Here is a 26118-nt window from a genome sequence, read left to right as displayed (position 1 = left end):
GGCGTTCGGGCGGATCAGGCGTCGCGGCGGCAGGCGAGCATGTAGTTCACACTCGTGTCTGCGGAAAGCGCGAAGTGCTTGCTGAGCGGGTTATAGACAATACCCTTGATGTCTGCAGTGCGCAGGCCGGCGGCTCGCACGAAGCCCGCGAGTTCGGACGGACGGATAAAACGCGCGTAGTCGTGCGTGCCTTTGGGCAGCATGCGCGCAATGTATTCCGCGCCGATCACCGCAAACAGGTATGACTTCACGTTACGGTTGAGCGTGGAAAAGAACACCCAGCCGCCCGGTTTGACGAGCGTCTTGCACGCCTCGACGATCGCGGCGGGCTGCGGCACATGTTCCAGCATTTCCATGCAGGTGACCACGTCGTAGGTGCCCGGCTCACGTGCGGCGAGCGCCTCGGCGGCGATCTCCTCGTAATTAACCGTTACACCGCTTTCAAGGCTGTGAAGATCGGCGACGCCAAGAGCTTCGCTCGACAAGTCGATTCCTTTGACGTGCGCACCCAAGCCGGCCATCGACTCGGACAGAATGCCGCCGCCGCAACCGATGTCCAGCACGTGCTTGCCGGCCAGATGCGCGTGGGCGTCGATCCAGTTTAAGCGAACGGGGTTGAGTTCATGCAGCGGTTTGAACTCGGCGTTTGGGTCCCACCAACGATGCGCAAGGTCGCTGAATTTCTGTAGTTCGTGGGGATCGGCGTTGGTCATGGCGAAGCTGCCTCGATGAGAGCGGTGAGCGGGCGCTCGAGGATAAACCCGGAGTATATAGGCGAGGGGCCGGGGCGGCAAAATGCCGCCCGCGCGCGCAAGCGGTTGGCGGCGCTCGCCTGGCTTGATCGGCGATCTGCCCGTCTGCACATAAAAAAAGCCCCGCCGAAGCGGGGCTTTTTCGTACTGCGGTAGTTTGTAGCTTACTGCTTCGAAGTACCGACAACTTCGACTTCCACGCGACGATCCGGTGCGAGGCAGGCGATGAGTTGCTTGCGGTTCTTCTGGTTGCAACCGGTCGTGACCGGGTTGCGCTTGCCCTTGCCTTCCGTGTAGATACGGTTGGATTCGATGCCCTTGCTGACCAGGTATGCCTTCACAGCTTGAGCGCGACGCAGCGACAGACGGTCGTTGTACTTGTCCGAACCGATGCGGTCCGTGTAACCCGTTGCCACGACGACTTCGAGGTTCAAGCCCTGGATCTTCGATGCCAGATCGTCCAGCTTTTCCTTGCCAGCCGGCTTCAGGATAGCCTTGTCGAAGTCGAACAGTGCGTCAGCCTGATACGTGATTTTCTGGCTGGTGATGGCCGGTGCCGGTGCGACCGGTGCCGGCGGCGTCGGAGCCTGGGCAACCAGTGCGCCGTCGCACTTTGCGTTAGCCGTTGCCGGCGTCCAGAATGCATCGCGCCAGCAAAGCTCGTTCGTGCCGTTCATCCACACGTATTCGCCAGTACCATTCACCCAGTTGTCATTGGTAGCTTGTCGCGACGCCGGCACCGACTGTGCCATTGCGGATGCAGCCATAACTGCGGTAGCTGCAATGAACGCGAGCTTTGAAAGTTTATTCATATTTCTCCTCTCGAATTTGAGATTACCGCAGGTTTACTGCGAGCCTGTTGACGAAGACAAGTCATACATTGCTCGAAGTATAACATTGGTGCCAAACAAAAAACGTTGTGTGTAGACTTCGAGCAGTGTCTGACTCTTTGTGCGTTGGCATTTTGCCATATCGTTCCCTTCCGACGATAAAAAAATCCGCCCCCGATCAAAACGCCTTCCAATTGTGGTGCATGCGCAACAGAACCGATCGCCCGGAGCGTCCCGCCAGTCATGGCTGAGCGCGAAATTGCCCCACGCATTAATCGAGCCTGGCCGGCCCGGATATGGGGCATTTGAACGCCGCTCTGACGCCTTTGCCGAGCACTCGCTAATAGGTATACGTGCGACCGTCGGGCGCGGATGACCGGCATGTTAGAATCGCGTGATGCGTTGCGCCTGCAATGCTTACGCGAAGGCGCCGTCTTCCCGTCGCCTTCGCACGTAAAAGATACGGATAATGGATCAATTCGCCAAAGAGACTCTGCCAATCTCCCTAGAGGAGGAAATGCGCCGTTCGTATCTCGATTACGCGATGAGCGTGATCGTAGGGCGTGCGCTTCCCGACGTTCGCGATGGCCTGAAGCCGGTCCACCGGCGCGTGCTTTACGCGATGCACGAACTGAACAACGACTGGAACCGCGCGTACAAGAAGTCGGCGCGTATCGTCGGCGACGTCATCGGTAAGTACCACCCGCACGGCGACACGGCTGTATACGACACCATCGTCCGGATGGCGCAGGACTTTTCGCTGCGCTACATGCTGGTAGACGGCCAGGGCAACTTCGGTTCGGTCGACGGCGACAACGCCGCGGCCATGCGATACACCGAAATCCGCATGGCCAAGATCGGCCACGAACTGCTTGCCGACATCGACAAGGAAACGGTCGACTTCACGCCGAACTACGACGGCAGCGAGAACGAGCCGGCCATTCTGCCCGCGCGCATTCCCAATCTGCTGATCAACGGCTCGTCGGGTATTGCGGTCGGCATGGCGACCAACATTCCGCCGCACAACCTGAACGAGGTTGTCGACGCGTGCCAGCACCTGCTCAGGAACCCGGAAGCCACGATTGACGAGCTGATCGAAATCGTTCCGGCCCCCGATTTCCCGACCGCCGGCATCATTTACGGCGTGGCGGGCGTTCGCGACGGCTATCGCACCGGCCGTGGCCGCGTGGTAATGCGCGCGCTGACGCACTTCGAAGAAATCGATCGCGGCCAGCGCATGTCGATCATCGTCGACGAATTGCCGTATCAGGTGAACAAGCGCTCGCTTCTCGAGCGTATTGCCGAACTCGTCAACGAGAAAAAGCTGGAAGGCATTTCCGATATCCGCGACGAGTCCGACAAGAGCGGTATGCGCGTCGTGATCGAGTTGAAGCGCGGCGAAGTGCCGGAAGTCGTCCTGAACAATCTGTACAAGGCGACCCAGCTTCAGGACACTTTCGGCATGAACATGGTCGCGCTGGTCGACGGCCAGCCGAAGCTGCTGAATCTGAAGGAGATGTTGTCGTGCTTCCTGTCGCATCGCCGGGAAGTGCTGACGCGGCGCACTGTATACGAACTGCGCAAAGCTCGCGAACGTGGCCACGTGCTCGAGGGTCTGGCCGTTGCGCTCGCCAACATCGACGAGTTCATCGCGATCATCAAGGCCGCGCCGACTCCGCCCATCGCTAAGCAGGAATTGATGGCGCGTCCGTGGGATTCCTCCCTGGTGCGAGAAATGTTGTCTCGCGCCGAAACGGAAAACGCGTCGGCCGGTGGCCGCGAAGCCTATCGTCCTGACGGATTGAATCCGTCCTTCGGTATGCAGTCGGACGGCCTCTACCGTTTGTCCGACACCCAGGCTCAGGAAATTCTGCAGATGCGTCTGCAGCGCCTGACCGGCCTGGAGCAGGACAAGATCATTGGCGAGTATCGCGACGTCATGGCGCAGATTGCCGATTTGCTGGACATCCTGGCGCGCCCGGAGCGGATTACGGCGATCATCGTCGACGAACTCACGTCGATCAAGTCGGAATTCGGCGACGCGCGCCGCTCGAAGATCGAGCTGAACGCAACCGAGCTGAACACCGAAGATCTGATCACGCCGCAAGAAATGGTCGTGACCATGTCGCACGCTGGTTACGTCAAATCGCAGCCGTTGTCCGAATATCGCGCCCAGAAGCGCGGCGGTCGCGGCAAGCAGGCGACTTCCATGAAGGAAGACGACTGGATCGACACGCTGTTCATCGCGAACACGCACGACCATATTCTGTGCTTCTCGAACCGCGGCCGCGTGTATTGGGTCAAGGTCTACGAAGTGCCGCAAGGTTCGCGGAACTCGCGCGGTCGTCCGATCGTCAATATGTTCCCGCTGCTGGAAGGCGAGAAGATCACGGTCGTGCTGCCGGTCAAGGAATTTTCCGCAGACAAGTTCGTGTTCATGGCCACCGCGTTAGGAACGGTAAAGAAGACGCCGCTCGAAGCCTTCAGCCGACCGTTGCGCAAGGGTATTATCGCGGTCGGTCTCGATGACGGCGATTACCTGATCGGCGCCGCTATCACAGACGGTCAACACGACGTCATGCTGTTCTCCGATTCTGGCAAGGCGGTCCGCTTCGACGAAAACGACGTGCGGCCAATGGGACGCGAGGCGCGCGGCGTGCGCGGCATGCAACTCGAAGACGGTCAGAATGTGATCGCGTTGCTGGTGGCGGGCGACGAGCAGCAGTCGGTGCTCACGGCTACGGAAAACGGCTTCGGCAAACGCACGCCGATCACCGAGTACACGCGTCACGGTCGCGGCACGAAAGGCATGATCGCGATCCAGACGTCGGAGCGCAACGGCAAGGTCGTTGCGGCCACGCTGGTCGACCAGGAAGCGCAGATCATGCTGATTACCAATACGGGCGTGCTTATCCGTACGCGCGTGTCGGAAATTCGAGAAATGGGCCGTGCAACCCAAGGTGTTACACTCATCAGCCTTGACGAAGGGACCAAGCTTTCAGGTCTGCAACAGGTTGCCGAAGCAGAAGCAGACGTCGATGTGGAAGGCGACGCCGAAGGTCCCGCCGACGGCAGCAACGACGTCGAAGACGGCGGTGCGGCCTGACCTGCGTCGCGGCTTGCGCATTCGTTAACCGGTTGAAAGCTGCGCAGGAAACAATAGCGTGTCGGGCCGACATGCTTTCTGCGCGGCAAGCAGTTCAAGTCAATTTCTATTAGGGAGTAATGATGCAGAAACGATTTAAACAACTGGCGTTGCTGGCTGCCCTCGTGCCGACGTTTGCAATGGCTCAAGCGCTTCAGAGCCAGGCTCCGTCGGCTCCGGCTGCTGCCGCAGCACCGGTTGATCCGGCCAAGCAGGCTGCAATCAAGGACCTGCTGGACGCAATCGACGCGCAGAAGCTCGTCGGCGCAATCGGCAACAGCGCGCAAATGCAAGCAAAGCAACTGGTTCCGGCTATCCTCTCGGACGCGCTGAGCGAGAACAAGACGATGACGGACAAGCAGAAGCAGGCTTCCGTCCCGACGCTGCAAAAGAACGCAGTGCCGAAGCTGGTTGACGGCGCAGGCCAGGTCTTCGCGACGGACAGCTTCCGCCAGGACGCAATGCAAGCTCAGTACGATGCTTACGCAAAGTACTACAGCACGTCGGAAATCAAAGATCTGACCACGTTCTACAAGAGCCCGACGGGCCGCAAGTTCATCCAGGTTCAAGACCAGGTTGGCCGCGACGTCGTCAACGGCTTGATGCAAAAGTACATGCCGCAATCGATCAAGGCGACGCGTGACCAGGCTGACAAGGAAGTCGCTTCGGTCAAGCCGGCTAAGTAAAGCCTCGGGCGAAGACTGCGCTCGCGCGCCAGTGGCGGCCCCTTGCCGGGCCGCCGGGTTTGGCGGGTTCGCGGGGACAGTGCGATAATGGCCGTTTGCGCGTGTGCGCAAATGGCCATTATTTTTTGGCGCGAGATTGTGGAGCCTGCTGCGTTTTGATCGCCGCGTTGCAGATCGACACAGCGTTTCTCGTCTGTCAATAAATCTAGCCGGTTCAGCAGCTTATTTTCGCGGCGGCCTCTTCGCCGACTCGTGCGCGATTTTCCGTTTTCGCGCCGCTTTCAGGATCTCACGATGCGCGTCTTTAATTTCTCCGCCGGCCCGGCGGCCATGCCCGAAGAAGTGCTGCGTCAGGCAGCCGACGAGATGCTCGACTGGCAAGGCAGCGGCATGAGCGTGATGGAAATGAGCCATCGTGGAAAAGAATTCATGTCGATCCACGAGGAAGCGCTCCTCGACCTGCGCGAGTTGCTGGCTGTGCCGGCGAGCCACCGCATTCTGTTTTTGCAAGGCGGAGGTCTCGGCGAAAACGCGATCGTGCCGATGAACCTGCTCGGTTCGAAGCCGCGCGCCGACTTCGTCGTCACGGGTTCGTGGTCGCAAAAGTCACTGAAGGAAGCGCAGAAGTACGGCACCGTGCACGTTGCGGCAAGCGGCGAGACGGCTGACGGTTTCACGCGCGCGCCTGCATTTTCCGAATGGCAAATGTCGGACGATCCGGCTTACGTGCACTTGTGCACGAACGAGACGATCCACGGCGTCGAGACATTCGAAATTCCTGATCTCGGCAACGTGCCGTTGGTGGCGGACGCGTCGTCTCACATCCTGTCGCGTCCCATGGACATCGCCAAATACGGCGTGCTGTTTGGCGGCGCGCAGAAGAATATCGGCATGGCCGGCGTGACGGTCGTGATCGTGCGCGAGGACATGCTGGATCGCGCGCAGGCCATTTGCCCGTCGGCGTTCGAATGGAAGACCGTCGCCGAGAACAATTCCATGTACAACACGCCGCCCACGTATGCGATCTACATCGCGGGGCTGGTGTTCAAATGGTTGAAGAAGCAGGGCGGCCTTGCTGCAATCGAAGCGCGTAATCTCGAAAAATCGAAGCTGTTGTACGACACGATCGACTCGAGCAGCTTCTATCTGAACAAGGTCGAGCGTAGCTCGCGTTCGCGGATGAACGTACCGTTCTTCCTCGCCGACGAGTCGCGCAATGAAGAATTCCTCGCCGGCGCGAAAGCGCGGGGAATGGTGCAGCTAAAGGGCCACAAGTCCGTCGGCGGCATGCGGGCGTCGATTTACAACGCCGTTCCGCTCGAAGGCGTCAAAGCGCTTGTCGAATACATGAAGGAATTTGAACAGCGCAGCGCCTGAGTGCTTCGGCATTCGGCGCGCGCATCCTTTCCAGCACGCTTTTTTTCCAGCAGCTATCGGCAGGACCGTTTTCACGCATGGACGACGAACTCAATAACCGACTCAAACCTCTTCGCGAACGCATCGACGCGCTCGATGCGCAGCTGATCGCGCTTCTCAATCAGCGCGCCGCGGTGGCGCTCGAAGTCGGCGAGGTCAAAAAGCATTTCAACGCGCCGGTGTTTCGCCCCGAGCGTGAGCAGCAGGTGATCGCCCGTCTGCAGGACATGAGCGAGGGGCCGCTCGCGAGCGAGCATATCAGCGCGATCTGGCGCGAGATCATGGCGGCCAGCCGGGCGCTCGAGAAGACAATCAAGGCGGCTTACCTCGGGCCGGTGGGCACCTACAGCGAGCAGGCCATGCACGAGTACTTCGGTCAATCGATCGAGGGGCTGCCGTGTCCTTCGATCGACGAAGTATTTCGCTCGGTCGAAGCAGGCGCCGCCGAATTCGGCGTCGTGCCTGTCGAGAATTCGACCGAAGGCGCGGTATCGCGCACGCTGGATCTGCTGTTGCAAACTCAGTTGGCCATTGGCGGCGAACTTGCGTTGCCGATTCATCACAATCTGTTGACGCTGAATGGCGGCCTTGCGGGCGTCACGCGCGTGTGCGCGCACGCGCAGGCGCTTGCGCAATGTCAGCGCTGGCTCGCGACCAATGCGCCGCATCTGGAGCGCCAGGCGGTGTCGAGCAACGCGGAAGCCGCGCGCATGGCGGCGGAAGATCCGACCGTCGCGGCGATCGCTGGCGACCGCGCTGCGACCCACTACGGCTTGCAAGTCGCCTATGCGCTGATTCAGGACGACCCGCACAACCGCACCCGCTTCGTCATGATCGGCAAGGAGCGCACAGGCGTGAGCGGACACGACCAGACGTCGCTGATCGTGTCGGTGGCAAATGAGCCGGGCGCCGTGTTCAAGCTGCTGGAGCCGCTCGCGCGTCATAGCGTCTCGATGACCCGCTTCGAATCGCGGCCAGCGCGCGTGGGTACGTGGGAGTACTACTTTTATATCGACGTCGAGGGCCACCGCGACGATCCGGCTGTAGCTGCCGCGCTTGAAGAGCTTGGCCAGAAGGCAGCATTTCTGAAGATTCTCGGCTCGTATCCGCGTGCGCGCTAACGGTCAACGGTCGGCGAGTAAGCTCACGCAGACAGCAGGCCGGCGCGCTGGCCGCGACTTTTCTAATAATCGTTCGGAGATTTCATGACAACGTCCTTCGGTCCTTCTTACGTACGCGCTATAGCGCCCTACATTGCCGGTAAGCCCATTTCTGAAGTGGCGCGCGAGTTCGGGCTGGACGAAGCGAACATCGTGAAGCTCGCGTCGAACGAGAACCCGCTCGGCATGCCGGAGTCCGCTAAACGTGCGATGGCGCAAGCCGCGAGCGAGCTGGGCCGCTATCCCGACGCGAATGCGTTCGAACTAAAGGCCGCACTGAGCGAGCGCTACGGCGTGCCGTCGGACTGGATCACGCTCGGTAATGGCAGCAACGACATTCTCGAAATTGCCGCGCACGCGTTCGTCGAAAAAGGGCAGTCGATCATTTACGCGCAGTACTCGTTCGCGGTCTACGCACTCGCCACGCAAGGCCTGGGCGCGCGTGCGATCGTGGTGCCGGCGGTCAAGTACGGGCACGATCTCGACGCGATGCTGGCCGCGATCACCGACGACACGCGTCTGATTTTCGTCGCCAATCCGAACAACCCGACCGGTACGTTTATCGAAGGTTCGAAGCTCGAAGCGTTTCTCGACAAGGTGCCGCGCAACGTGGCAGTGGTTCTGGACGAGGCGTACACCGAATATCTGCCTGCGGAAAAGCGCTACGACTCCATCGAGTGGGTGCGCCGTTATCCGAACCTGCTCGTGTCGCGCACGTTTTCGAAGGCGTTCGGTCTCGCTGGCCTGCGTGTCGGCTTTGCGATCGCCCAACCGGAGTTGACCGACTTGCTGAACCGCCTGCGTCAGCCGTTCAATGTGAACACGCTCGCGCAAGCCGCAGCTATCGCCGCGCTCAACGACAAGGCGTTCCTGGAGAAAAGCGCGGCGCTGAACGCGCAGGGTTATCGCCGTTTGACCGAAGCGTTCGAGAAGCTCGGCCTCGAATACGTGCCGTCCGACGGCAATTTCGTACTGGTGCGTGTGGGCAATGACGACGCGGCCGGCAATCGCGTGAACACTGAATTGCTGAAGCAGGGCGTGATCGTGCGTCCGGTCGGCAACTACGGATTACCGCAGTGGCTGCGCGTCACGATCGGACTGCCGGAAGAAAACGAAGCGTTCATCGCCGCACTCGAAAAAACTCTCGCCACCGCCTAGGCGGCGAACCTTGACCCACGCGCCTCGTCGATATGAAAGGCGCGCTTTTTGTGTGACCGACGTGGCCGCGTTTTCTTTTAACAAGCTGGTGATTTTTGGTGTCGGCCTGATCGGCGGATCGCTTGCGCGCGCACTGCGCGAGCGCGGCGAAGCGGACGGTGCGCGCACGGTGATTGGCGTCGGCCGCTCGGCTGCGTCGACCGGGCGCGCGGTCGAACTCGGCGTAATTGATAGTGCGGCGGCATTGACCGACGACGCTGCCCTGCGCGAAGCGCTTGCCGACGCCGACGTCGTGCTGCTCGCGGCGCCTGTCGCGCAGACTCAGCCGCTTCTTGAACGCATTGCGCCATTTCTCGGCGCGGATACGATCGTGACCGACGCCGGCAGCACCAAATCCGACGTTGTCGCCGCTGCCCGTGCCGCACTGGGCGCGCGCATCGGCCAGTTCGTGCCAGGGCATCCCATTGCCGGGCGCGAGTCGAGCGGCGTCGAGGCCGCGTTGCCGGACCTGTATGTCGGCCGCAATGTCGTACTGTGTCCGTTGCCGGAGAATGCGCCGGGCACCGTCGAGCGCATCGCGGCGATGTGGCGCGCGACTGGCGCGCTCGTGCGCGACATGGCACCAGAGCAGCACGACCGCGTGTTCGCGTCGGTCAGTCATTTGCCGCACGTATTGTCGTTCGCGCTCGTCGAGCAGATTCTCAATTCGCCCGATGCCGCACTGAAATTTTCGTTCGCCGCGGGCGGCTTTCGCGACTTCACGCGAATTGCCGCGTCGAGCCCGGAGATGTGGCGCGACGTCTGCGTCGCCAATCGCGTCGCGCTGCTTGACGAACTCGACGCCTATTCTGCGGTGCTGGCGCGCCTGCGCACGGCTATCGAGGCTGCCGACGGCGCCGCGCTCGAAGCCGTGTTTGCCCGCTCTCGTCTCGCGCGTACCGAATGGCAGGAGCAACGCGCGGGTGGCGGAGCGCCGGGCGACGCGTCCAAATAACCGGAAACTGGACTCAATCATGGAATTCCTCGATCTCGGACCATTTTCTCGTGCGTCCGGCACGGTTCGTTTGCCTGGCTCGAAGAGCATTTCGAATCGGGTGCTGCTGCTGGCGGCGCTCGCCGAAGGCGAAACCACAATCACGAACCTGCTCGACTCCGACGACACGCGCGTGATGCTCGACGCGCTCGAAAAGCTGGGCGTGCGTCTGAAGCGCGACGGCGACACGTGCGTCGTGACCGGCACGCGCGGCGCTTTCACGGCGCGCACGGCCGATCTGTTCCTCGGCAATGCCGGTACGGCGGTCCGTCCGCTGACCGCGGCACTCGCGGTGAATGGCGGCGACTATCGCATTCACGGCGTGCCGCGCATGCACGAGCGGCCAATCGGCGATCTGGTCGATGGATTGCGGCAGATCGGCGCGAGAATCGACTACGAAGAAAACGAAGGCTTTCCGCCGCTGCGAATCCGTCCGGCGCAGATTTCCGCTGAGGCGCCGATCCGCGTGCGCGGCGACGTCTCCAGCCAGTTCCTCACCTCGCTGCTGATGACACTGCCGCTTTTGCGCACCGAAAGCGGCGTGAGCACCGTTCAGGTCGACGGCGAACTCATTTCCAAGCCGTATATCGATATCACGATCAAGCTGATGGCGCGCTTTGGCATCGAGGTCGAGCGCAATGGCTGGCATCAGTTCGTGGTGCCGGCGGGGCAGCGTTACCAATCGCCGGGCACCATCATGGTGGAGGGCGACGCGTCGTCGGCGTCCTATTTCCTCGCGGCGGGCGCGCTCGGCGGCGGGCCGCTGAAAGTGGAGGGCGTCGGCCGTTCAAGCATTCAGGGCGACGTCGGCTTCGCGGATGCGCTCATCAAGATGGGCGCGAATCTGCAAATGGGCGAGGACTGGATCGAAGTGCGCGGCGTCGGCCACGACAGCGGCAAGCTCGAGCCGATCGACATGGACTTCAACCTGATCCCCGACGCCGCTATGACCATAGCGGTTGCCGCGCTGTTCGCCGACGGCACGACCACGCTGCGCAACATTGCGAGCTGGCGCGTGAAAGAGACGGACCGGATCGCGGCGATGGCCACCGAACTGCGCAAGGTCGGCGCGAAGGTGCAGGAGGGCGAAGACTTCCTCGTGGTCACGCCGCCTGAAAAACTGATTCCGAACGCGTCGATCGACACCTACGACGATCACCGCATGGCGATGTGTTTTTCGCTCGTGAGTCTCGGCGGCGTGCCTGTCCGGATCAACGACCCGAAGTGCGTCGGCAAGACATTTCCCGATTATTTCGAGCGCTTCACCGCGCTTGCCCAACCCTGATTCCTGTGCGAATCGCCTGACGTGCGACTCTTTCGATGAAACCGATCCGTCCCTTTCACCAGACGCCCGTCATTACGATCGACGGCCCGAGTGCCTCCGGCAAAGGCACCGTGGCCGCGCTGGTTGCCGCGAGCCTCGGCTTCCACCTGCTCGACAGCGGCGCGCTGTACCGCCTCGCCGCGCTCGCCAGCATTCGCTACAACGTCGCGGCGGACGACGTCGAGGCCCTTGTAAAGCTGATCGACGACCTGCATATCACGTTTCGCGAAGGCCTCGCGCAACTCGACGGAGTGGACGTTTCGGCGGACATTCGCGCCGAGGAAGTGGGCAGCCGCGCTTCAGCGATCGCCGTGCATGCCCCGGTGCGGGCCGCGCTGGTGGCGCGCCAGCGGGCGTTTCGTAAGGAGCCGGGCCTCGTCGCAGACGGTCGCGATATGGGGACAGTCATCTTCCAGGACGCCGTGCTCAAGGTGTTCATGACCGCCAGCGTGGAAGCCCGCGCGGCGCGGCGGCATAAGCAATTGATACAAAAAGGCTTTTCTGCTAACATAGATAACTTGCTCCGGGATTTGCGTGAGCGCGACGAGCGTGACAGTCAGCGCGCAGCCGCGCCGCTTAAGCCCGCAGCGGATGCAAAGCTGCTCGATACGTCCGCCTTATCGGTCGATCAGGCGGTCGAGCAGGTAGTCCAATGGTACGAAGCCCTGGTTCCGCAGGCGTGACTGGAATGCATCGAGCATCGGTCGCACATGAATGCGCGGCCGCAGTCGTAGTTCCATTGTGTGTTGGTGCTTCGCGATGGTCGCGAAGCGTTGTATTAACCCTTTAACCCCGCGTGGCGTTCGCATTCTTGCCGTAGTTGCTGACCGTCCGGCCAGCCGGGCAGCGCGAGAACCATGCAAATTTCGATTTTTATGTCCGACCTGCAAACCTCTACCCCGAATACCGAATCTTTTGCGGCTCTGTTCGAAGAGTCGCTGACCAAGCAAGACATGCGCGCCGGCGAAGTGATCTCCGCCGAAGTCGTGCGTGTTGACCACAACTTCGTGGTCGTCAACGCTGGTCTCAAGTCCGAAGCCTACATCCCGCTCGAAGAGTTCCTGAACGACGCGGGCGAGGTAGAAGTGCAGGCGGGCGACTTCGTTTCCGTCGCGATCGACGCGCTGGAAAACGGCTATGGCGACACGATCCTGTCGCGCGACAAGGCGAAGCGTCTGGCTTCGTGGCTGTCGCTGGAAAAGGCTCTCGACAACAACGAACTCGTGACCGGCACGATCACGGGCAAGGTCAAGGGCGGCATGACCGTCATGGTCAATGGCATCCGCGCGTTCCTGCCGGGTTCGCTGGTCGACACGCGTCCGGTCAAGGACACGACCCCGTACGAAGGCAAGACGCTCGAATTCCGCGTCATCAAGCTCGACCGGAAGCGTAACAACGTCGTGTTGTCGCGCCGTGCCGTGATCGAAGCGACCCAGGGCGAAGAGCGCGCAAAGCTGCTCGAAACGCTGAAGGAAGGCGCGATCGTGGAAGGCGTGGTGAAGAACATCACCGACTACGGCGCGTTCGTGGACCTCGGCGGTATCGACGGCCTGCTGCACATCACCGACATCGCATGGCGTCGTGTGCGTCACCCGAGCGAAGTTCTGTCGGTTGGCCAGGAAGTCACTGCGAAGATCCTCAAGTTCGACCAGGAAAAGAACCGCGTTTCGCTGGGCATCAAGCAACTCGGCGACGATCCGTGGGAAGGCATCTCGCGTCGTTACCCGTCGGGCACGCGCCTGTTCGGTAAGGTCACGAACATCACCGACTACGGCGCATTCGTCGAAGTGGAATCGGGCATCGAAGGCCTCGTCCACGTGTCGGAAATGGATTGGACGAACAAGAACGTTGCACCGTCGAAGGTTGTTCAGCTGGGCGACGAAGTCGAAGTCATGGTTCTCGAAATCGACGAAGACCGCCGCCGTATCAGCCTCGGCATGAAGCAGTGCAAGCCGAACCCGTGGGACGACTTCAGCCGCAACTTCAAGAAGGGCGACAAGCTGCAAGGCGCAATCAAGTCGATCACCGACTTCGGCGTCTTCATCGGTCTGCCGGGCGGCATCGACGGTCTGGTTCACCTGTCGGACCTGTCGTGGTCGGAAACGGGCGAAGAAGCTGTTCGCAAGTACAAGAAGGGCGACGAAGTGGAAGCGATCGTTCTCGGCATCGACGTCGAGAAGGAACGCATTTCGCTGGGTATCAAGCAGCTCGAAGGCGACCCGTTCAGCAACTTCGTTGCAATGAACGACAAGGGCTCGATCGTCGACGGCGTGGTCAAGACGGTAGACGCGAAGGGTGCAGTGGTTCAGCTGTCGGCTGAAGTCGAAGGCTACCTGCGCGCTTCGGAAATCGCCCAAGACCGCGTGGAAGATGCTCGTAACGTGCTGAAGGAAGGCGACAAGGTCAACGCGATGATCATCAACATCGATCGCAAGTCGCGTGGCATCAACCTGTCGATCAAGGCGAAGGACTCGGCTGAGCAACAGGAAGCGATCCGCGGCCTGGCTTCGTCGGATTCCAGCGCAGCTGCTACCGGCACGACCAACCTCGGCGCACTGCTGAAGGCCAAGCTCGACGGTCAGAACCAGTAATTGAGGAACGCCCCCGAACCTGCCGTCTTTGCGCGGCAGGTATCCCTTTGCGGGGAAAACCTGGGGGCGGCTCGGCGTTTTCTTGAGAGGTCTGCTGCAGTATGACCAAATCGGAATTGGTCGCCCAACTGGCTACGCGGTTTCCGCAACTTGTCCTAAAAGATGCGGATTTCGCGGTGAAGACGATGCTTGATGCGATGTCGGAGGCACTTGCCAAAGGTCATCGCATCGAAATTCGAGGTTTCGGCAGCTTCGGCCTGAACCGCCGTCCTTCCCGCGTCGGGCGCAATCCGAAGTCGGGCGAAAAAGTGCTGGTGCCTGAGAAGTACGTGCCGCACTTCAAGCCGGGCAAGGAATTGCGCGAGCGGGTCGATCGTCGCGCGGGTGAGCCGTTGAAGGCGGAAGAGCCGGACGACGATCTGTAAATGCTCCGTCATACGCTGTGCATTTGGCAGCGTGGCTTTGGTAGCGTCAGCGGCCAGTGCCAGTCGGCAAAAAGAAGAAATGCGCCTCCGGGCGCTTTTTTTTCGCCTGCGCATTTTCGGTCCACCTGGGCGGACACGCACGTCCCGGTTACGTTGTCGGCCGCAATGTCCGACGCCTTAATAGCCGCGCTTTCAGCCAAGATCTCAAGCAGTTTCCACGCCGAGTTCTCGGTCGACTTCAAGACCACTTCCCAAGTCGAGTCTCACGCCGCCATCCCAGCCGCCGTCAAGCCGCCATCCAAGCCCCAATCCCGCGACACATCCACCCACACTAAGCTCACAACATTCGCGCCAAATCCGAACCCCCGCCCGCATCATCACCGCTGCTTTGCTGTAAGCGCAGGATCCGCCAGTTCCTGCCCAGTCGCGAGGGCTTCAATTACAATACGGGTCACTTCGGCGCGGGCAACACCGTGGCGCGACGCGTCATCAGGCCGGCGTCACCCCGCAACTGCCGTCAAGAGATCTATTCATGAAATTTATCGTCTGGCTGATCCGTGTACTGGTGTTCGTGCTGCTGTTGGTGCTCGCACTCTCCAATACGCAACCTGCTACGCTGAATTTCCTCGCTGGCTACGCGTGGTCGGCGCCGCTCATCCTGATTGGACTCGCGTTCTTCGGGGTTGGGCTGCTCGCAGGTCTCGTTTCGTCGATGCCGGCTGTCGTGCGCCTGCGCATGGAGAATGGCCGCCTCAAGCGAGAACTGCGTGTGGCACGCGAGGCGCCGGTCGTCGTTGAACAGCCGCCCATGCCGCCGCTGATCTGATTTTGTAGTTCGCCGCGCATATAGCGCGCGGCATTCCATTTCCGCCTTCAGGCTCATTTGCATTCATCGCATGGATCTAGACTTCTGGTGGCTGCTCGTCATACCCGTCGCTTTTGCGTTCGGCTGGATGGCTGCGCGCTACGACCTCAAGACGCTGCTGTCAGAAAGCGCCAATCTTCCGCGCTCCTATTTCCGCGGACTCAACTTTCTGCTCAACGAGCAGCCGGATCAGGCGATCGACGCGTTCATCGAAGTCGTCAAGCTCGATCCTGAAACCGTCGAACTTCACTTCGCACTGGGCAATCTTTTCCGGCGCCGCGGAGAAACGGACCGCGCCATTCGCGTGCATCAGAATCTGCTGAGTCGTGCGGATCTACCGGTCAGCGAGCGTGATCACGCGCTATTCGAACTCGGGCAGGACTTCCTGAAAGCCGGCCTGTTGGACCGCGCGGAAGAAACCTTCCGTTCGCTCGAAACCGGCGACTACGCGTTGGGTGCGCAGCGCGCGCTGCTTACCATCTACGAAATCGAGAAGGACTGGATCAAGTCAATCGACACAGCGCGTCATCTGGAAACAATGGGCGCGGAGTCGCTCGACAAGGAAATCGCGCAGTTCCATTGCGAACTCGCACAGGAAGCGCTGCAACAGAAAAAACCCGACGAAGCACGCCGGCAACTCGGCTTCGCGCTGAAGGCCAACCCTACCAACGTGCGCGCCACGATTCTGTTTGGCGACGTCGACGCGGCCGGCGGCGCACAGGAAGCGGCGATCGAACAATGGCGGCGCGTCGAGGAACAGAACCCTGCCTATCTGCCGCTCGTCGCCGAGAAGCTGATGAAGGCGTACGAAGCGCTCGGCCGCGCGCAGGAAGGCGCCGATCTGCTCACCACGTGGGTCGACCGCTATCCGAGCAATGATCTGCTCGACGTCGCGTACCAGCACGTCGCATCGCTGCGCGGGCCAGATGCGGCGCACGCGCTCGCACGTTCGCAGATGCAAAAGTCGCCGAACCTGGCGGGCATGACGCGGCTGCTCGAAGCGCAACAGGCCGTCGCGGAAGAGCCGCGGCGCAGCGAACTCGAACTGATGCGCACGCTGATCCGCCAGCGCACAAAAAATCTGCCGCGCTACACGTGCCAGAATTGCGGCTTCAGGGCGCGGCTTTTCTACTGGCAGTGCCCGGGTTGCAGCGGTTGGGAAACCTACGCGCCGCGCCGGGTCGAACCGATCACCGCGACGAACTGAGTTCGCGGACGGATTTGACATCGTGCTGATGACTGGCTTCTTCACCGCCGGGAATCATCACCGGAACCTTCAACCGGAAAGCGTATGAAAATCACCATTATCGGCACCGGCTATGTCGGCCTCGTCACTGGCGCGTGCCTCGCTGAAATCGGCAACGACGTGTTCTGTCTCGACGTCGATCCGCGCAAAATCGAAATCCTCAACAACGGTGGCGTGCCCATTCACGAGCCGGGTTTGCAGGAAATCATCGCGCGTACTCGCGCGGCCGGCCGCATCACATTTTCGACGGACATCGAAGCGAGCGTCGCTCACGGCGACGTGCAATTCATCGCCGTCGGCACGCCGCCCGACGAGGACGGCTCGGCCGACCTGCAATACGTGCTGGAAGCCGCGCGCAACATTGGCCGTACTATGAACGGCTTCAAGGTGATCGTCGACAAATCGACGGTGCCGGTCGGCACTGCGCAGCGCGTGCGCGCGGTGATCGAAGAAGAACTGGAGAAGCGCGGGCTTGCCGGCAGCGGACAGCACCGCTTTTCGGTGGTGTCGAATCCTGAGTTCCTGAAGGAAGGCGCCGCGGTAGACGACTTTATGCGGCCCGACCGCATCGTGCTCGGCAGCGACGAAGACGAAGCCGGCTTGCGCGCGCGTGAACTGATGAAGCGCCTGTATGCGCCGTTTAACCGCAATCACGAACGCACGTTGTACATGGACGTGCGTTCGGCCGAATTCACCAAGTACGCAGCCAACGCGATGCTCGCCACGCGCATCTCGTTCATGAACGAGATGTCCAATCTCGCGGACCGTGTCGGCGCGGACATTGAGGCGGTGCGCCGCGGCATCGGCTCGGACCCGCGGATCGGCTATCACTTCCTGTATGCCGGTTGCGGCTACGGCGGCTCGTGCTTCCCGAAAGACGTGCAGGCGCTGATTCGCACTGCCAGCGAAAGCGGCCACAATCTGCGCATTCTCGAGGCCGTCGAGGAAGTGAACTACACGCAGAAAGACGTGCTTGTACAGAAGATCGCGCACAAATGGGGCAACGACCTGTCCGGCCGCACGTTCGCCGTATGGGGCCTCGCGTTCAAGCCGAACACCGACGACATGCGCGAAGCGCCGAGCCGCCGCGTCATCGCTGAACTGCTGGCGCGCGGCGCCAACGTGCGCGCGTACGATCCGGTCGCCGTGGCAGAAGCGCGGCGCGTTTTCGCGATGGATCTGCACGATTCGCCGGAACAACTCGAGCGTCTTACTTTCACGAGCACGCAGGACGAAACGCTCACAGGCGCCGACGCGCTCGTGATCGTCACCGAATGGAAGGAGTTCAAGAGCCCCGACTTCGCGTATCTGAAATCCGTGCTCAAGTCGCCGGTGATTTTCGACGGCCGCAATCTGTACGAGCCGGATGCCATGAACGAACTCGGCATCGACTATCACTCGATTGGACGTCCTTATGCCCAACCCTCCAAACGTGCGGCCGATGCCTGAGATCATGCCCGCATCCGCCACGTCCACGCCCACCTCCACGACGTCGCCCGCACTTACCGTGGTGCCGCGTGCGCAACTCGCTGCCGCGCGCGTCCTCGTGGTCGGCGACGTGATGCTGGACCGCTACTGGTTCGGCGACGTCAATCGTATTTCGCCGGAGGCGCCGGTGCCGGTCGTGCACGTGCAGCGCCAGGAAGACCGGCTTGGCGGCGCGGCGAACGTCGCGCGCAATGCGGCGGCGCTCGGTGCGCAAGCGGGCCTCCTGTGCGTCGTCGGACACGACGAACCGGGTGAGCGCATCGTGCAGTTGCTCGGCGAGAGCGGCGTGAACCCGCATCTCGAACGCGATCCCGCGCTTCTAACGACAATCAAGCTGCGTGTGTTGTCGCGTCAGCAACAGCTGCTGCGCGTCGATTTCGAGAACTCGCCCGCGCATGAAGTGCTGCTCGCGGGTCTTGCTCGCTTCGACGAATTGCTGCCTTCGCACGACGTGATCCTGATGTCCGATTACGCAAAGGGCGGCCTGACCCACGTCACGCAGATGATCGCGAGAGCGCATGCTGCAGGCAAACCGGTGCTGGTCGATCCGAAGGGCGACGACTGGGAACGCTATCGCGGCGCCACCTTGATCACGCCGAATCGCGCGGAGTTGCGCGAAGTGGTCGGTCAGTGGAAATCGGAAGAAGACCTGATCGAGCGCGTGAGCAAACTGCGCGCGGATCTTCAGTTCGAGGCTTTGCTGCTCACGCGTTCGGAAGAGGGCATGACGCTGTTCTCCAACGACGGCATCCTGCACACATCGGCTGTCGCACGTGAAGTGTATGATGTTTCGGGTGCGGGCGACACGGTGATCGCGACGCTCGCGGCCATGCTGGGCGCGGGTCTCACGCTGGTCGAAGCGGTTGGCCTCGCCAATCGCGCGGCCGGCATCGTGGTCGGCAAACTCGGCACCGCCACTGTCGACTACGACGAACTCTTTCAATGACGTCGCCCGCCAGATTCGTTGCCGCACGCCTTCGGGCTGCGTGCAAAATGGATCGACGGGACGTCGACTGACCCTGACGATTCGCGTTGGCGCCTGAGCGCTCACGCGAGTCCTTACAAGGCTCATTACCGCGGGACCATCATGACCCTTATCGTCACCGGCGCGGCCGGTTTTATCGGCAGCAACCTCGTGAAAACGCTCAACGAGCGTGGCGAACAACGCATCATCGCCGTGGACAATCTGACGCGCGCCGACAAGTTCAAGAACCTCGTCGACTGTGAAATCGACGACTACCTGGACAAGACCGAATTCGTGGAGCGCTTCAAGCGTGGCGACTTCGGCAAAGTGCGCGCGATTTTCCACGAAGGCGCCTGTTCGGACACAATGGAAACCGACGGCCGCTACATGATGGAGAACAACTTCCGCTACAGCCGCGACGTGCTCGACGTCTGCCTCGCGCAGAACATCCAGTTCCTGTACGCGTCCTCGGCTGCAACGTATGGCGGCTCGAACCGTTTCGTCGAAGAGCGCGAAGTCGAGCAGCCGTTGAACGTGTACGGCTATTCGAAGTTCCTGTTCGACCAGGTCATTCGCCGCGTGCTGCCCGCTGCCAGAAGCCAGATCGCCGGATTTCGCTACTTCAACGTGTACGGTCCGCGCGAAACGCATAAGGCGCGCATGGCGTCGGTGGCGTTCCACAACTTCAACCAGTTCCGGGCCGAGGGCAAGGTCAAGCTGTTCGGCGAATACAACGGCTACGCCGCGGGCGAACAGACACGCGACTTCGTCTCCGTGGAAGACGTGGTGAAGGTCAACCTGTTCTTCTTCGACAACCCCGACAAGTCAGGCATCTTCAACTTGGGCAGTGGGCGCGCACAGCCGTTCAACGACATTGCGAGCACGGTGGTCAACACGCTGCGCTCGTTGAACAACGAGCCGTCGCTCTCTCTCGCGGATCAGGTGCAACGCGGGCTGATCGAGTACATCCCGTTTCCCGACGCATTACGCGGCAAGTACCAGTGCTTCACGCAAGCGGACCTCACGAAGCTGCGCGCGGCCGGTTACGACGCGCCGTTCCTGAGCGTGCAGGAAGGTGTCGATCGCTACGTGCGTTGGCTGTTCGGCCAGGTGTAAATAATTCGGATACCTCTTTAAACTGGAATCTCCCGGTTGGTGATGTCGCCAACCGGTTGTACGAGGGAGATTCCATATGTTTCGAAAAATTCTGGTTACCGCGGCCATGCTCGCCGCTTTCGGTCACGCGTATGCGTCGGTCGACGTCAACACGGCTAACGAGGACGCACTGCGCGGCATCAAAGGCATCGGTCCTGCCAAAGCGAAAGCCATTCTCGAAGAGCGTTCAGCGCATGGTCCATTCAAGGACCCGAGCGATCTCGGCAAGCGGGTCAAGGGCATGGGCGGGCATACCGTCGAGCGCCTGCAGGCGGAGGGTCTCGCTGTCGGTCCGGCTGGCGCGGCTGCTGGCTCGCAGGTTGCGGCGTCTTCACAGACCAAAGGCGCGACCGTTCCGGTCAACACGCCTAAAGGCGGCGCCACAGTGGCGGTGAAGAAATAGTCTGACGCGAGTCAGACACGATTCAGGCGCGCGGTACCGGTTGTGCCGCGCGCGATTCGCCATCGTATTCCCTTCATGGTCGGAGCCGGCAGCAGCGCTCCTTAAGTCGTCATATGCGTGACTGGCTCCCGCGGTACTCAGCCGCGGGCTTTTTGCGTGGCGGAGGTTGCATCCATGCGGGCAGAAGGGCCGCGCGGCAACCATGGGCACCGTGGTTTAGAATCAAAGCATTAAAGACTTCGCGCATCGACAGCACCAGAACCTATATGGCTTACAAAACGATTGAAGACACGATCGGCAATACGCCGCTCGTGCAGCTCGTCCGGCTCCCCGACGACGAGATCCGCAGCCGTAACAACGTGGTCCTCGCCAAGCTCGAGGGAAACAACCCCGCTGGCTCGGTGAAAGATCGCCCGGCGTTGTCGATGATCAAGAAAGCGGAAGCGCGCGGCCGTATCAAACCGGGCGACACGCTGATCGAATCGACAAGCGGCAACACCGGTATCGCGCTCGCCATGGCAGCGGCGATCCGCGGCTACAAGATGGTTCTGATCATGCCGGAAGACCTGTCGGTAGAGCGCCGTCAAAGCATGGCCGCATACGGCGCGCAGATCATTCTCACACCCGTAACGGGCGGCATGGAATACGCGCGGGATCTGGCCGAACAGATGCAGCGCGACGGCAAGGGCATCATCCTCGATCAATTTGCGAATCCGGACAATCCGGCGGCGCACGTCGAAGGCACAGGCCCCGAAATCTGGCGCGATACCGAGGGGCGTATCACGCACTTCGTGTCGTCCATGGGCACGACGGGCACCATCATGGGCGTGTCCAGTTATCTGAAGCAGCAGAATCAGGCGATCGAAATCGTCGGCGCGCAGCCTGAGGAAGGGTCGCGCATTCCGGGCATCCGTAAATGGCCAGAGGCTTATATGCCGAAGATCTTCGACCGTAGCCGGGTTGACCGCGTCGAGAACGTGAGTCAGGCCGCCGCCGAAGCAATGGCGCGTCGCTTGGCGTCCGTTGAAGGCATTTTTGCGGGCATTTCGTCGGGCGGAGCGTGCGAGGTGGCGTTGCGCGTCGCGCGTCAGGTCGAGAATGCGACCATCGTGTTCATCGTCTGCGACCGCGGCGACCGTTATTTGTCCACTGGCGTGTTTCCGGCGTAAGCGAGCAGTGTCGCTCGCGCGCCATACGAAATAGCGTCAGTTAAAAAAAGCGCCGGCAGGCGCTTTTTTTACATCTATGGCATTCAGGTATCGGCCTGCAGTCCGCGCTATGAACTATTGCGAAGCCGCGCTCGGCGGCGCAGCGTTGTTCTGAGCATTGCCCGGACTCGCTGCGTCGCTGGCTTGCATCTGCGACTTGATGCGTTCGCCCAACTGATAAACCGCGAGTGCATAAAAGAAGCTGCGGTTATAGCGCGTGAGCACGTAGAAGTTTTTCAGGCCCAGCATATATTCCGTGCCGCGGCCCGGCGACGGCAGGTCGACCACCGTGACAGGCGTTCCCGCTTCCGCTGCAATATTCACGCTCGGCTCATTGAGGAGCAGACCCGCACGCAACAACTGGTCGAGCGGCCAATGCGGTTCCGGCGCGCCGTCGGCGGCGGCTTGCGCGACGCCCAGGCTGCCAGCGTCCGTACCGATTTTCCATACCACGGGCCGGCCGTTTTCCCAGCCGTTCTGCCGCAGATAGTTCGCCACGCTGCCGATCGCATCCGCCTGGCTCGTGCGCAGGTCGATTTCCTTGTTGCCGTCGTAGCTCACCGCGTACTGCGTGATGCTGCTCGGCAGGAACTGCGGAATGCCGATCGCGCCCGTGTACGAGCCGAGCACCGTGGTCGGGTCGATCTGCGAATCGCGCGTCCACACCAGGTAGTCTTCGAGATTCTTGCGGAACGTCGCCTGACGGTCGGCGCGATTAGGCGTGTTCGGATAGTCGAAACTGAGCGTAGTCAGCGCGTCGAGGACGCGGAAGTTGCCCATGAAACGCCCGTAGATCGTTTCCACGCCAAGAATGCCGACGATCACCTCCGGCGGCACGCCGAACTCCTCGTACGCACGCTGCAGCGTGGCCTGATTCGCGCGCCAGAAGCGAATGCCCGCGTTGATGCGAATCTGGTCGAGAAAGCGCGACTGATACGCGCGCCAGTTCTTCACCGAAGGAGATGCCGACGGCGTCACCAGCTTGACCGCGGTCGCCGAATAGCTCACGCCGGCAAAAAGCGAGTGTAGCGACGACTCGTCGAAGTCGTAGCGCGCCACCATATCGTTGATGAATGCATCGACATTCGGGTTGTTCGCGTAGCGCTGCGGAATGATTTCTTCTTCGAAGGTTTGCCCTTGCGGCACCGCTGTTTGCGGTTGTGCCTGAGCGAGCAGCGTCGGCGGTTTTTTTCCGGCGATCTGCGCAAGTGCCGGAGTGGTTGCCATGAACATGCACGATGCGATGGAGAGTGCGGCGGCGATGGTTCGGGTGCTGAGCCGGTTTCGTGCAGACAGAGCAAGCTTGACGGTCATAGTGAGCTGGGGGCGCAGTGCGAAAGGACAAAGACATGAGGAAAACGGATCGGGGCAGTATACCCGAGGCCTCTCGCGAAACTGTGCCGGACGCGTTACAGCGACGTCGTGTGGTAACTTGACGATGTTGGCGCGCCGCGGGCGCGCGCCCCTGGATGGAGACGCGCCGCGCACGCCTCGAAGGCCACGCGCCGCAGAAGAAAATCATGGCAACAGGCTTCTATTCTCACGCCGACTGTCTGCTGCACGACATGGGGCAATGGCATCCCGAGTGCCCTGCACGGTTGCAGGCTATCGAAGATCAATTGATCGCGAGCCGCATCGACGCGTTGATCGAACGCGAGTCGCCGCCGCTCGCCGACGAAGCGGCGCTGCTACGCGTGCACACGCAAGCGCACATCGATTACATTCGCAGCCGTTCGCCGGCCGAGGGCATGGCTGAAATCGACCCCGACACGTCGATGAACCCGCATACCTTGCAGGCAGCGTTACGCGCAGCCGGCGCCGCAGTGGCCGCCACCGACGCGGTCATCGAAGGCCGCTTCGACAACGCCTTCTGCAGTGTGCGGCCGCCCGGTCATCACGCGGAACCCGCGCGTGCGATGGGCTTCTGCTTCTTCAACAATGTCGCGATTGCCGCGCGTCATGCGCTGGAGGTGCATGGCTTGCAGCGCGTCGCGATCATCGACTTCGACGTGCACCACGGCAACGGTACCGAGGCGGCGTTTTCCGGCGATTCACGCGTGCTGATGTGCAGCATCTTCCAGCATCCGTTCTATCCGTTCACCGGTGCCGACAATCAGGCGCCCAATATGTGCAACGTGCCGATGCCCGCGCGCTCCAAAGGCATGGCGGTGCGCGAGGCGGTCGACATGCTGTGGCTGCCTCGTCTGCATGAATTCAAGCCTGAGATGCTGTTCATTTCGGCAGGCTTCGACGCGCATCGCGAGGACGATCTCGGCAACATGGGTCTGGTCGAAGACGACTACGTGTGGATCACCGATCAGATGCGCGACATCGCAAACCGCTATGCGCGCGGGCGGATCGTGAGTTGCCTCGAAGGGGGCTACAACCTGTCTGCTCTTGGGCGCAGCGTCGTCGCGCACGTGCGCGCGCTTGCCGGAATCTAAGCAGTCGCCGCGCCGCATAGGCTGCGGTTGCCGGACATTGAAATGGGAGCGAGCCATGAATGCCGATGCACTGAGCGCTTCGCTGATCGAGACGGAGGCCGACGCGTACGGCGTGCCGGGCGTCGTCCTTCTGACGATGAACCGGCCCGATGCGTTCAACGCACTCTCGGAGCCGATGCTCGACGCGTTGCAGGAAGCGTTGAACGGACTCGCTGCGTCGCAAGCGCGCGTGGTGGTGATCGCCGGCGCGGGGCGCGCATTCTGTGCGGGACACGATCTGAAAGAGATGCGTTCGGCGCCGTCGCTCGAGTATTACCAGACGCTGTTCGCGCGCTGCACGAAACTCATGATGACGATTCAGCGCTTGCCTCAGCCGGTGATCGCGCGTGTTCAAGGGATTGCGACGGCGGCCGGCTGCCAGCTCGTCGCGATGTGCGATCTGGCCGTGGCTTCGGACACCGCGCGGTTTGCCGTCTCGGGCGTGAACCTCGGGCTGTTTTGCGCGACGCCGTCGGTGCCGCTGTCGCGCAACCTCTCGCGCAAGGCCGCGCTCGAAATGCTGTTGACCGGCGATTTCATCGATGCCGCAGAGGCGAAGCGGCAAGGCCTCGTCAATCGCGTGGTCCCTGCGGACTCCCTGGATGCGGAGGTGGCAAGGCTTGCCACCAGCATTTGCGCAAAGCCCGTGGAAGCCGTGACTGCCGGCAAGGGGCTGTTCTACCGGCAGCTTGAAATGGGCATCGAAGCCGCGTATCAGCTTGCGGGCCAGACCATGGCCTGCAACATGATGGACGACTCGGCGCTCGAAGGCGTTCAGGCATTCATCGACAAACGCCCGCCTGACTGGAAGCGTTAGCGCGTGCGCCCCAGTCTCTGATCGATCCACTCGATCAGTTCGCTCATCACGCGCTCGCCGTCCAGATCGTTCATCGTCTCGTGAAAGCTGCCTTCATACAGCCGTAGCGTCTTGTCCGGCGATCCGGCGTGCTCGCTAAAGTCGCGGCTTCCTTCAGGCTCGGTGAGCTTGTCGGCGGTGCCGTGATAGACGAGTAGCGGCAAGCGCAGCGCCGCGCGGCCCGCTTCGATGCGCGCCATCGCCAGCAGCAATTCCGCGCCGGTGCGCGCGGGGATCGGACCGTGATGCACGAGCGGGTCGTTGCGGTTCGCGTCCACCACGGCAGGCACGCGCGAGAGCAGGGCGGCGTCGATTTTCATAGCCGGGAAGTTTGGCCAGACGCGGCTGATCACCTGACTCAGCTTGAGCATCCAGCGAGGCACGTCGCGGCCTGGCGCCAGCGCGGGGCTCGACAGGATCAGACCGCTCAAACGTGTGCCGAGGTCGTCGCGAGCGGTGCCGAGGCGCTCGGTCGCGTAAAGCGCGGCTACGGCGCCTCCCATGCTATGGCCCATCAGAAAAAGCGGTGCATGCGGACGTGCCTGGAATGCGGCATCGAGTAAAGCCTGTGCGTCCAGCAGGTAATCGTCGAATCGGTCGACGTATGCACGCTTGCCGGGTGCCCGGCCATGGCCGCGCAAGTCGATGGCCAGCAGTTCGACGCCGGCCGCGTTGAGCCTCGTGGCCAGCGCCCGATAGCGGCCCGCGTGTTCAGCCAGTCCGTGAATGAGTGCGACCGTCGCGCGCGGCGTTCCTATGACAGGCCAGCGGTACAGCGGCAATTCGACGTTGTCGGCTGCAAAGACTGACGAGCGAAAAGGCTCGGTGCTCTCTGCGCCGCTCGGGGCGGCGAAAACGCTGCTGTTTTGGGAAGTCTGCATGACGGCACGTCCGTTGGTTCTGGTCCCGGCAGATCATAGACCGCCGCTA

General features: G+C 61.6%; 23 protein-coding genes. 19 read left to right on the top strand and 4 right to left on the bottom strand.

Annotated features, from left to right (window positions below; genetic code table 11):
* Positions 1-14: 14 nt before the first annotated feature.
* Entirely contained in the window at positions 15-713 is a 699-nt protein-coding gene (gene ubiG, locus SB753_RS13300) for a bifunctional 2-polyprenyl-6-hydroxyphenol methylase/3-demethylubiquinol 3-O-methyltransferase UbiG (RefSeq protein WP_087752748.1), read from the bottom strand.
* Positions 714-916: 203 nt separating this feature from the next.
* Complete coding sequence (gene ompA, locus SB753_RS13295) at positions 917-1564, bottom strand: outer membrane protein OmpA (protein WP_013340148.1); 648 nt, start codon at positions 1562-1564, stop codon at positions 917-919.
* Between the two features lie 487 nt (positions 1565-2051).
* Here ompA and gyrA point away from each other — a divergent pair, with 487 nt between their 5' ends.
* The 17 genes from gyrA to cysM all read left to right on the top strand — a co-directional run bounded on the left by gyrA (position 2052) and on the right by cysM (position 21810).
* On the top strand, positions 2052-4688 hold the full coding sequence (gyrA, locus tag SB753_RS13290; RefSeq protein WP_027804785.1) for a DNA gyrase subunit A: 2637 nt from the start codon (positions 2052-2054) through the stop codon (positions 4686-4688).
* 122 nt (positions 4689-4810) lie between these two features.
* Positions 4811-5413 carry a DUF2059 domain-containing protein gene (locus SB753_RS13285; protein WP_027776416.1) on the top strand — a complete coding sequence of 201 codons (603 nt, stop codon included), beginning with the start codon at positions 4811-4813 and terminating at the stop codon, positions 5411-5413.
* Between the two features lie 294 nt (positions 5414-5707).
* Entirely contained in the window at positions 5708-6790 is a 1083-nt protein-coding gene (serC, locus tag SB753_RS13280) for a 3-phosphoserine/phosphohydroxythreonine transaminase (RefSeq protein ID WP_088175425.1), read from the top strand.
* 77 nt (positions 6791-6867) lie between these two features.
* Entirely contained in the window at positions 6868-7950 is a 1083-nt protein-coding gene (pheA, locus tag SB753_RS13275; RefSeq protein ID WP_027804783.1) for a prephenate dehydratase, read from the top strand.
* A gap of 84 nt (positions 7951-8034) precedes the next feature.
* Positions 8035-9147 carry a histidinol-phosphate transaminase gene (hisC, locus tag SB753_RS13270; protein WP_288826161.1) on the top strand — a complete coding sequence of 371 codons (1113 nt, stop codon included), beginning with the start codon at positions 8035-8037 and terminating at the stop codon, positions 9145-9147.
* 52 nt (positions 9148-9199) lie between these two features.
* Positions 9200-10141, top strand: coding sequence for a prephenate dehydrogenase (locus tag SB753_RS13265; protein WP_410800387.1), 942 nt, complete (start codon positions 9200-9202; stop codon positions 10139-10141).
* 19 nt (positions 10142-10160) lie between these two features.
* Complete coding sequence (aroA, locus tag SB753_RS13260) at positions 10161-11465, top strand: 3-phosphoshikimate 1-carboxyvinyltransferase (protein WP_087752745.1); 1305 nt, start codon at positions 10161-10163, stop codon at positions 11463-11465.
* Between the two features lie 35 nt (positions 11466-11500).
* Positions 11501-12187, top strand: a complete 687-nt coding sequence (gene cmk, locus SB753_RS13255) for a (d)CMP kinase (protein WP_088175316.1) — start codon at positions 11501-11503, stop codon at positions 12185-12187.
* Positions 12188-12361: 174 nt separating this feature from the next.
* The gene (rpsA, locus tag SB753_RS13250) at positions 12362-14095 is read left to right on the top strand and encodes a 30S ribosomal protein S1 (protein ID WP_020068971.1); all 1734 of its coding nucleotides are present in this window, start codon (positions 12362-12364) and stop codon (positions 14093-14095) included.
* Positions 14096-14196: 101 nt separating this feature from the next.
* Positions 14197-14520: an integration host factor subunit beta gene (locus SB753_RS13245; protein ID WP_006050255.1), complete on the top strand. Its 324-nt coding sequence runs from the start codon at positions 14197-14199 to the stop codon at positions 14518-14520.
* Between the two features lie 532 nt (positions 14521-15052).
* Positions 15053-15346, top strand: a complete 294-nt coding sequence (locus tag SB753_RS13240) for a LapA family protein (RefSeq protein ID WP_020068970.1) — start codon at positions 15053-15055, stop codon at positions 15344-15346.
* 70 nt (positions 15347-15416) lie between these two features.
* Positions 15417-16592, top strand: a complete 1176-nt coding sequence (lapB, locus tag SB753_RS13235; protein WP_027776423.1) for a lipopolysaccharide assembly protein LapB — start codon at positions 15417-15419, stop codon at positions 16590-16592.
* Between the two features lie 84 nt (positions 16593-16676).
* On the top strand, positions 16677-18080 hold the full coding sequence (locus tag SB753_RS13230) for a UDP-glucose dehydrogenase family protein (protein WP_087752742.1): 1404 nt from the start codon (positions 16677-16679) through the stop codon (positions 18078-18080).
* On the top strand, positions 18046-19065 hold the full coding sequence (gene rfaE1, locus SB753_RS13225) for a D-glycero-beta-D-manno-heptose-7-phosphate kinase (RefSeq protein WP_084690147.1): 1020 nt from the start codon (positions 18046-18048) through the stop codon (positions 19063-19065). Before SB753_RS13230 ends, rfaE1 begins: the two co-directional genes overlap by 35 nt.
* A gap of 141 nt (positions 19066-19206) precedes the next feature.
* On the top strand, positions 19207-20199 hold the full coding sequence (gene rfaD / locus SB753_RS13220; RefSeq protein WP_410800386.1) for an ADP-glyceromanno-heptose 6-epimerase: 993 nt from the start codon (positions 19207-19209) through the stop codon (positions 20197-20199).
* Between the two features lie 76 nt (positions 20200-20275).
* Positions 20276-20641, top strand: coding sequence for a ComEA family DNA-binding protein (locus SB753_RS13215; protein WP_410800385.1), 366 nt, complete (start codon positions 20276-20278; stop codon positions 20639-20641).
* A gap of 266 nt (positions 20642-20907) precedes the next feature.
* Positions 20908-21810 (top strand): cysteine synthase CysM, encoded by a 903-nt coding sequence (cysM, locus tag SB753_RS13210; protein WP_020068964.1) that lies wholly within the window; start codon positions 20908-20910, stop codon positions 21808-21810.
* Between the two features lie 114 nt (positions 21811-21924).
* On the opposite strand, the gene mltB is transcribed toward cysM, so the two are convergent.
* Positions 21925-23082, bottom strand: coding sequence for a lytic murein transglycosylase B (gene mltB / locus SB753_RS13205; protein ID WP_087752738.1), 1158 nt, complete (start codon positions 23080-23082; stop codon positions 21925-21927).
* 287 nt (positions 23083-23369) lie between these two features.
* Between mltB and SB753_RS13200 the strand changes: the two genes are divergently transcribed.
* Positions 23370-24293, top strand: coding sequence for a histone deacetylase family protein (locus SB753_RS13200; protein WP_087752788.1), 924 nt, complete (start codon positions 23370-23372; stop codon positions 24291-24293).
* A gap of 55 nt (positions 24294-24348) precedes the next feature.
* The gene (locus SB753_RS13195) at positions 24349-25149 is read left to right on the top strand and encodes an enoyl-CoA hydratase (protein ID WP_410800384.1); all 801 of its coding nucleotides are present in this window, start codon (positions 24349-24351) and stop codon (positions 25147-25149) included.
* On the opposite strand, the gene SB753_RS13190 is transcribed toward SB753_RS13195, so the two are convergent.
* Positions 25146-26069: an alpha/beta hydrolase gene (locus SB753_RS13190; protein ID WP_410800383.1), complete on the bottom strand. Its 924-nt coding sequence runs from the start codon at positions 26067-26069 to the stop codon at positions 25146-25148. The genes SB753_RS13195 and SB753_RS13190 overlap by 4 nt on opposite strands.
* Positions 26070-26118 lie beyond the last annotated feature (49 nt).

It is taken from the genome of Paraburkholderia sp. SIMBA_053 (genome assembly GCF_046534895.1).
Taxonomy (GTDB): Bacteria; Pseudomonadota; Gammaproteobacteria; order Burkholderiales; family Burkholderiaceae; genus Paraburkholderia; species Paraburkholderia caledonica.
Note: the sequence above shows the minus strand (reverse complement) of the source record. Positions and strands in the feature narration are given on the sequence as shown.

Coding starts and splice junctions, on each gene's coding strand:
- SB753_RS13195 (WP_410800384.1), top strand. CDS start 24,349: ATGAATGCCGATGCACTGAGCGCTTCGCTGATCGAGACGGAGGCCGAC.
- SB753_RS13215 (WP_410800385.1), top strand. CDS start 20,276: ATGTTTCGAAAAATTCTGGTTACCGCGGCCATGCTCGCCGCTTTCGGT.
- hisC (WP_288826161.1), top strand. CDS start 8,035: ATGACAACGTCCTTCGGTCCTTCTTACGTACGCGCTATAGCGCCCTAC.
- cysM (WP_020068964.1), top strand. CDS start 20,908: ATGGCTTACAAAACGATTGAAGACACGATCGGCAATACGCCGCTCGTG.
- SB753_RS13190 (WP_410800383.1), bottom strand. CDS start 26,069: ATGCAGACTTCCCAAAACAGCAGCGTTTTCGCCGCCCCGAGCGGCGCA.
- cmk (WP_088175316.1), top strand. CDS start 11,501: ATGAAACCGATCCGTCCCTTTCACCAGACGCCCGTCATTACGATCGAC.
- ubiG (WP_087752748.1), bottom strand. CDS start 713: ATGACCAACGCCGATCCCCACGAACTACAGAAATTCAGCGACCTTGCG.
- gyrA (WP_027804785.1), top strand. CDS start 2,052: ATGGATCAATTCGCCAAAGAGACTCTGCCAATCTCCCTAGAGGAGGAA.
- SB753_RS13240 (WP_020068970.1), top strand. CDS start 15,053: ATGAAATTTATCGTCTGGCTGATCCGTGTACTGGTGTTCGTGCTGCTG.
- pheA (WP_027804783.1), top strand. CDS start 6,868: ATGGACGACGAACTCAATAACCGACTCAAACCTCTTCGCGAACGCATC.
- serC (WP_088175425.1), top strand. CDS start 5,708: ATGCGCGTCTTTAATTTCTCCGCCGGCCCGGCGGCCATGCCCGAAGAA.
- SB753_RS13230 (WP_087752742.1), top strand. CDS start 16,677: ATGAAAATCACCATTATCGGCACCGGCTATGTCGGCCTCGTCACTGGC.
- rfaE1 (WP_084690147.1), top strand. CDS start 18,046: ATGCCCAACCCTCCAAACGTGCGGCCGATGCCTGAGATCATGCCCGCA.
- mltB (WP_087752738.1), bottom strand. CDS start 23,082: ATGTTCATGGCAACCACTCCGGCACTTGCGCAGATCGCCGGAAAAAAA.
- SB753_RS13200 (WP_087752788.1), top strand. CDS start 23,370: ATGGCAACAGGCTTCTATTCTCACGCCGACTGTCTGCTGCACGACATG.
- aroA (WP_087752745.1), top strand. CDS start 10,161: ATGGAATTCCTCGATCTCGGACCATTTTCTCGTGCGTCCGGCACGGTT.
- SB753_RS13245 (WP_006050255.1), top strand. CDS start 14,197: ATGACCAAATCGGAATTGGTCGCCCAACTGGCTACGCGGTTTCCGCAA.
- lapB (WP_027776423.1), top strand. CDS start 15,417: ATGGATCTAGACTTCTGGTGGCTGCTCGTCATACCCGTCGCTTTTGCG.
- rfaD (WP_410800386.1), top strand. CDS start 19,207: ATGACCCTTATCGTCACCGGCGCGGCCGGTTTTATCGGCAGCAACCTC.
- rpsA (WP_020068971.1), top strand. CDS start 12,362: ATGCAAATTTCGATTTTTATGTCCGACCTGCAAACCTCTACCCCGAAT.
- ompA (WP_013340148.1), bottom strand. CDS start 1,564: ATGAATAAACTTTCAAAGCTCGCGTTCATTGCAGCTACCGCAGTTATG.
- SB753_RS13285 (WP_027776416.1), top strand. CDS start 4,811: ATGCAGAAACGATTTAAACAACTGGCGTTGCTGGCTGCCCTCGTGCCG.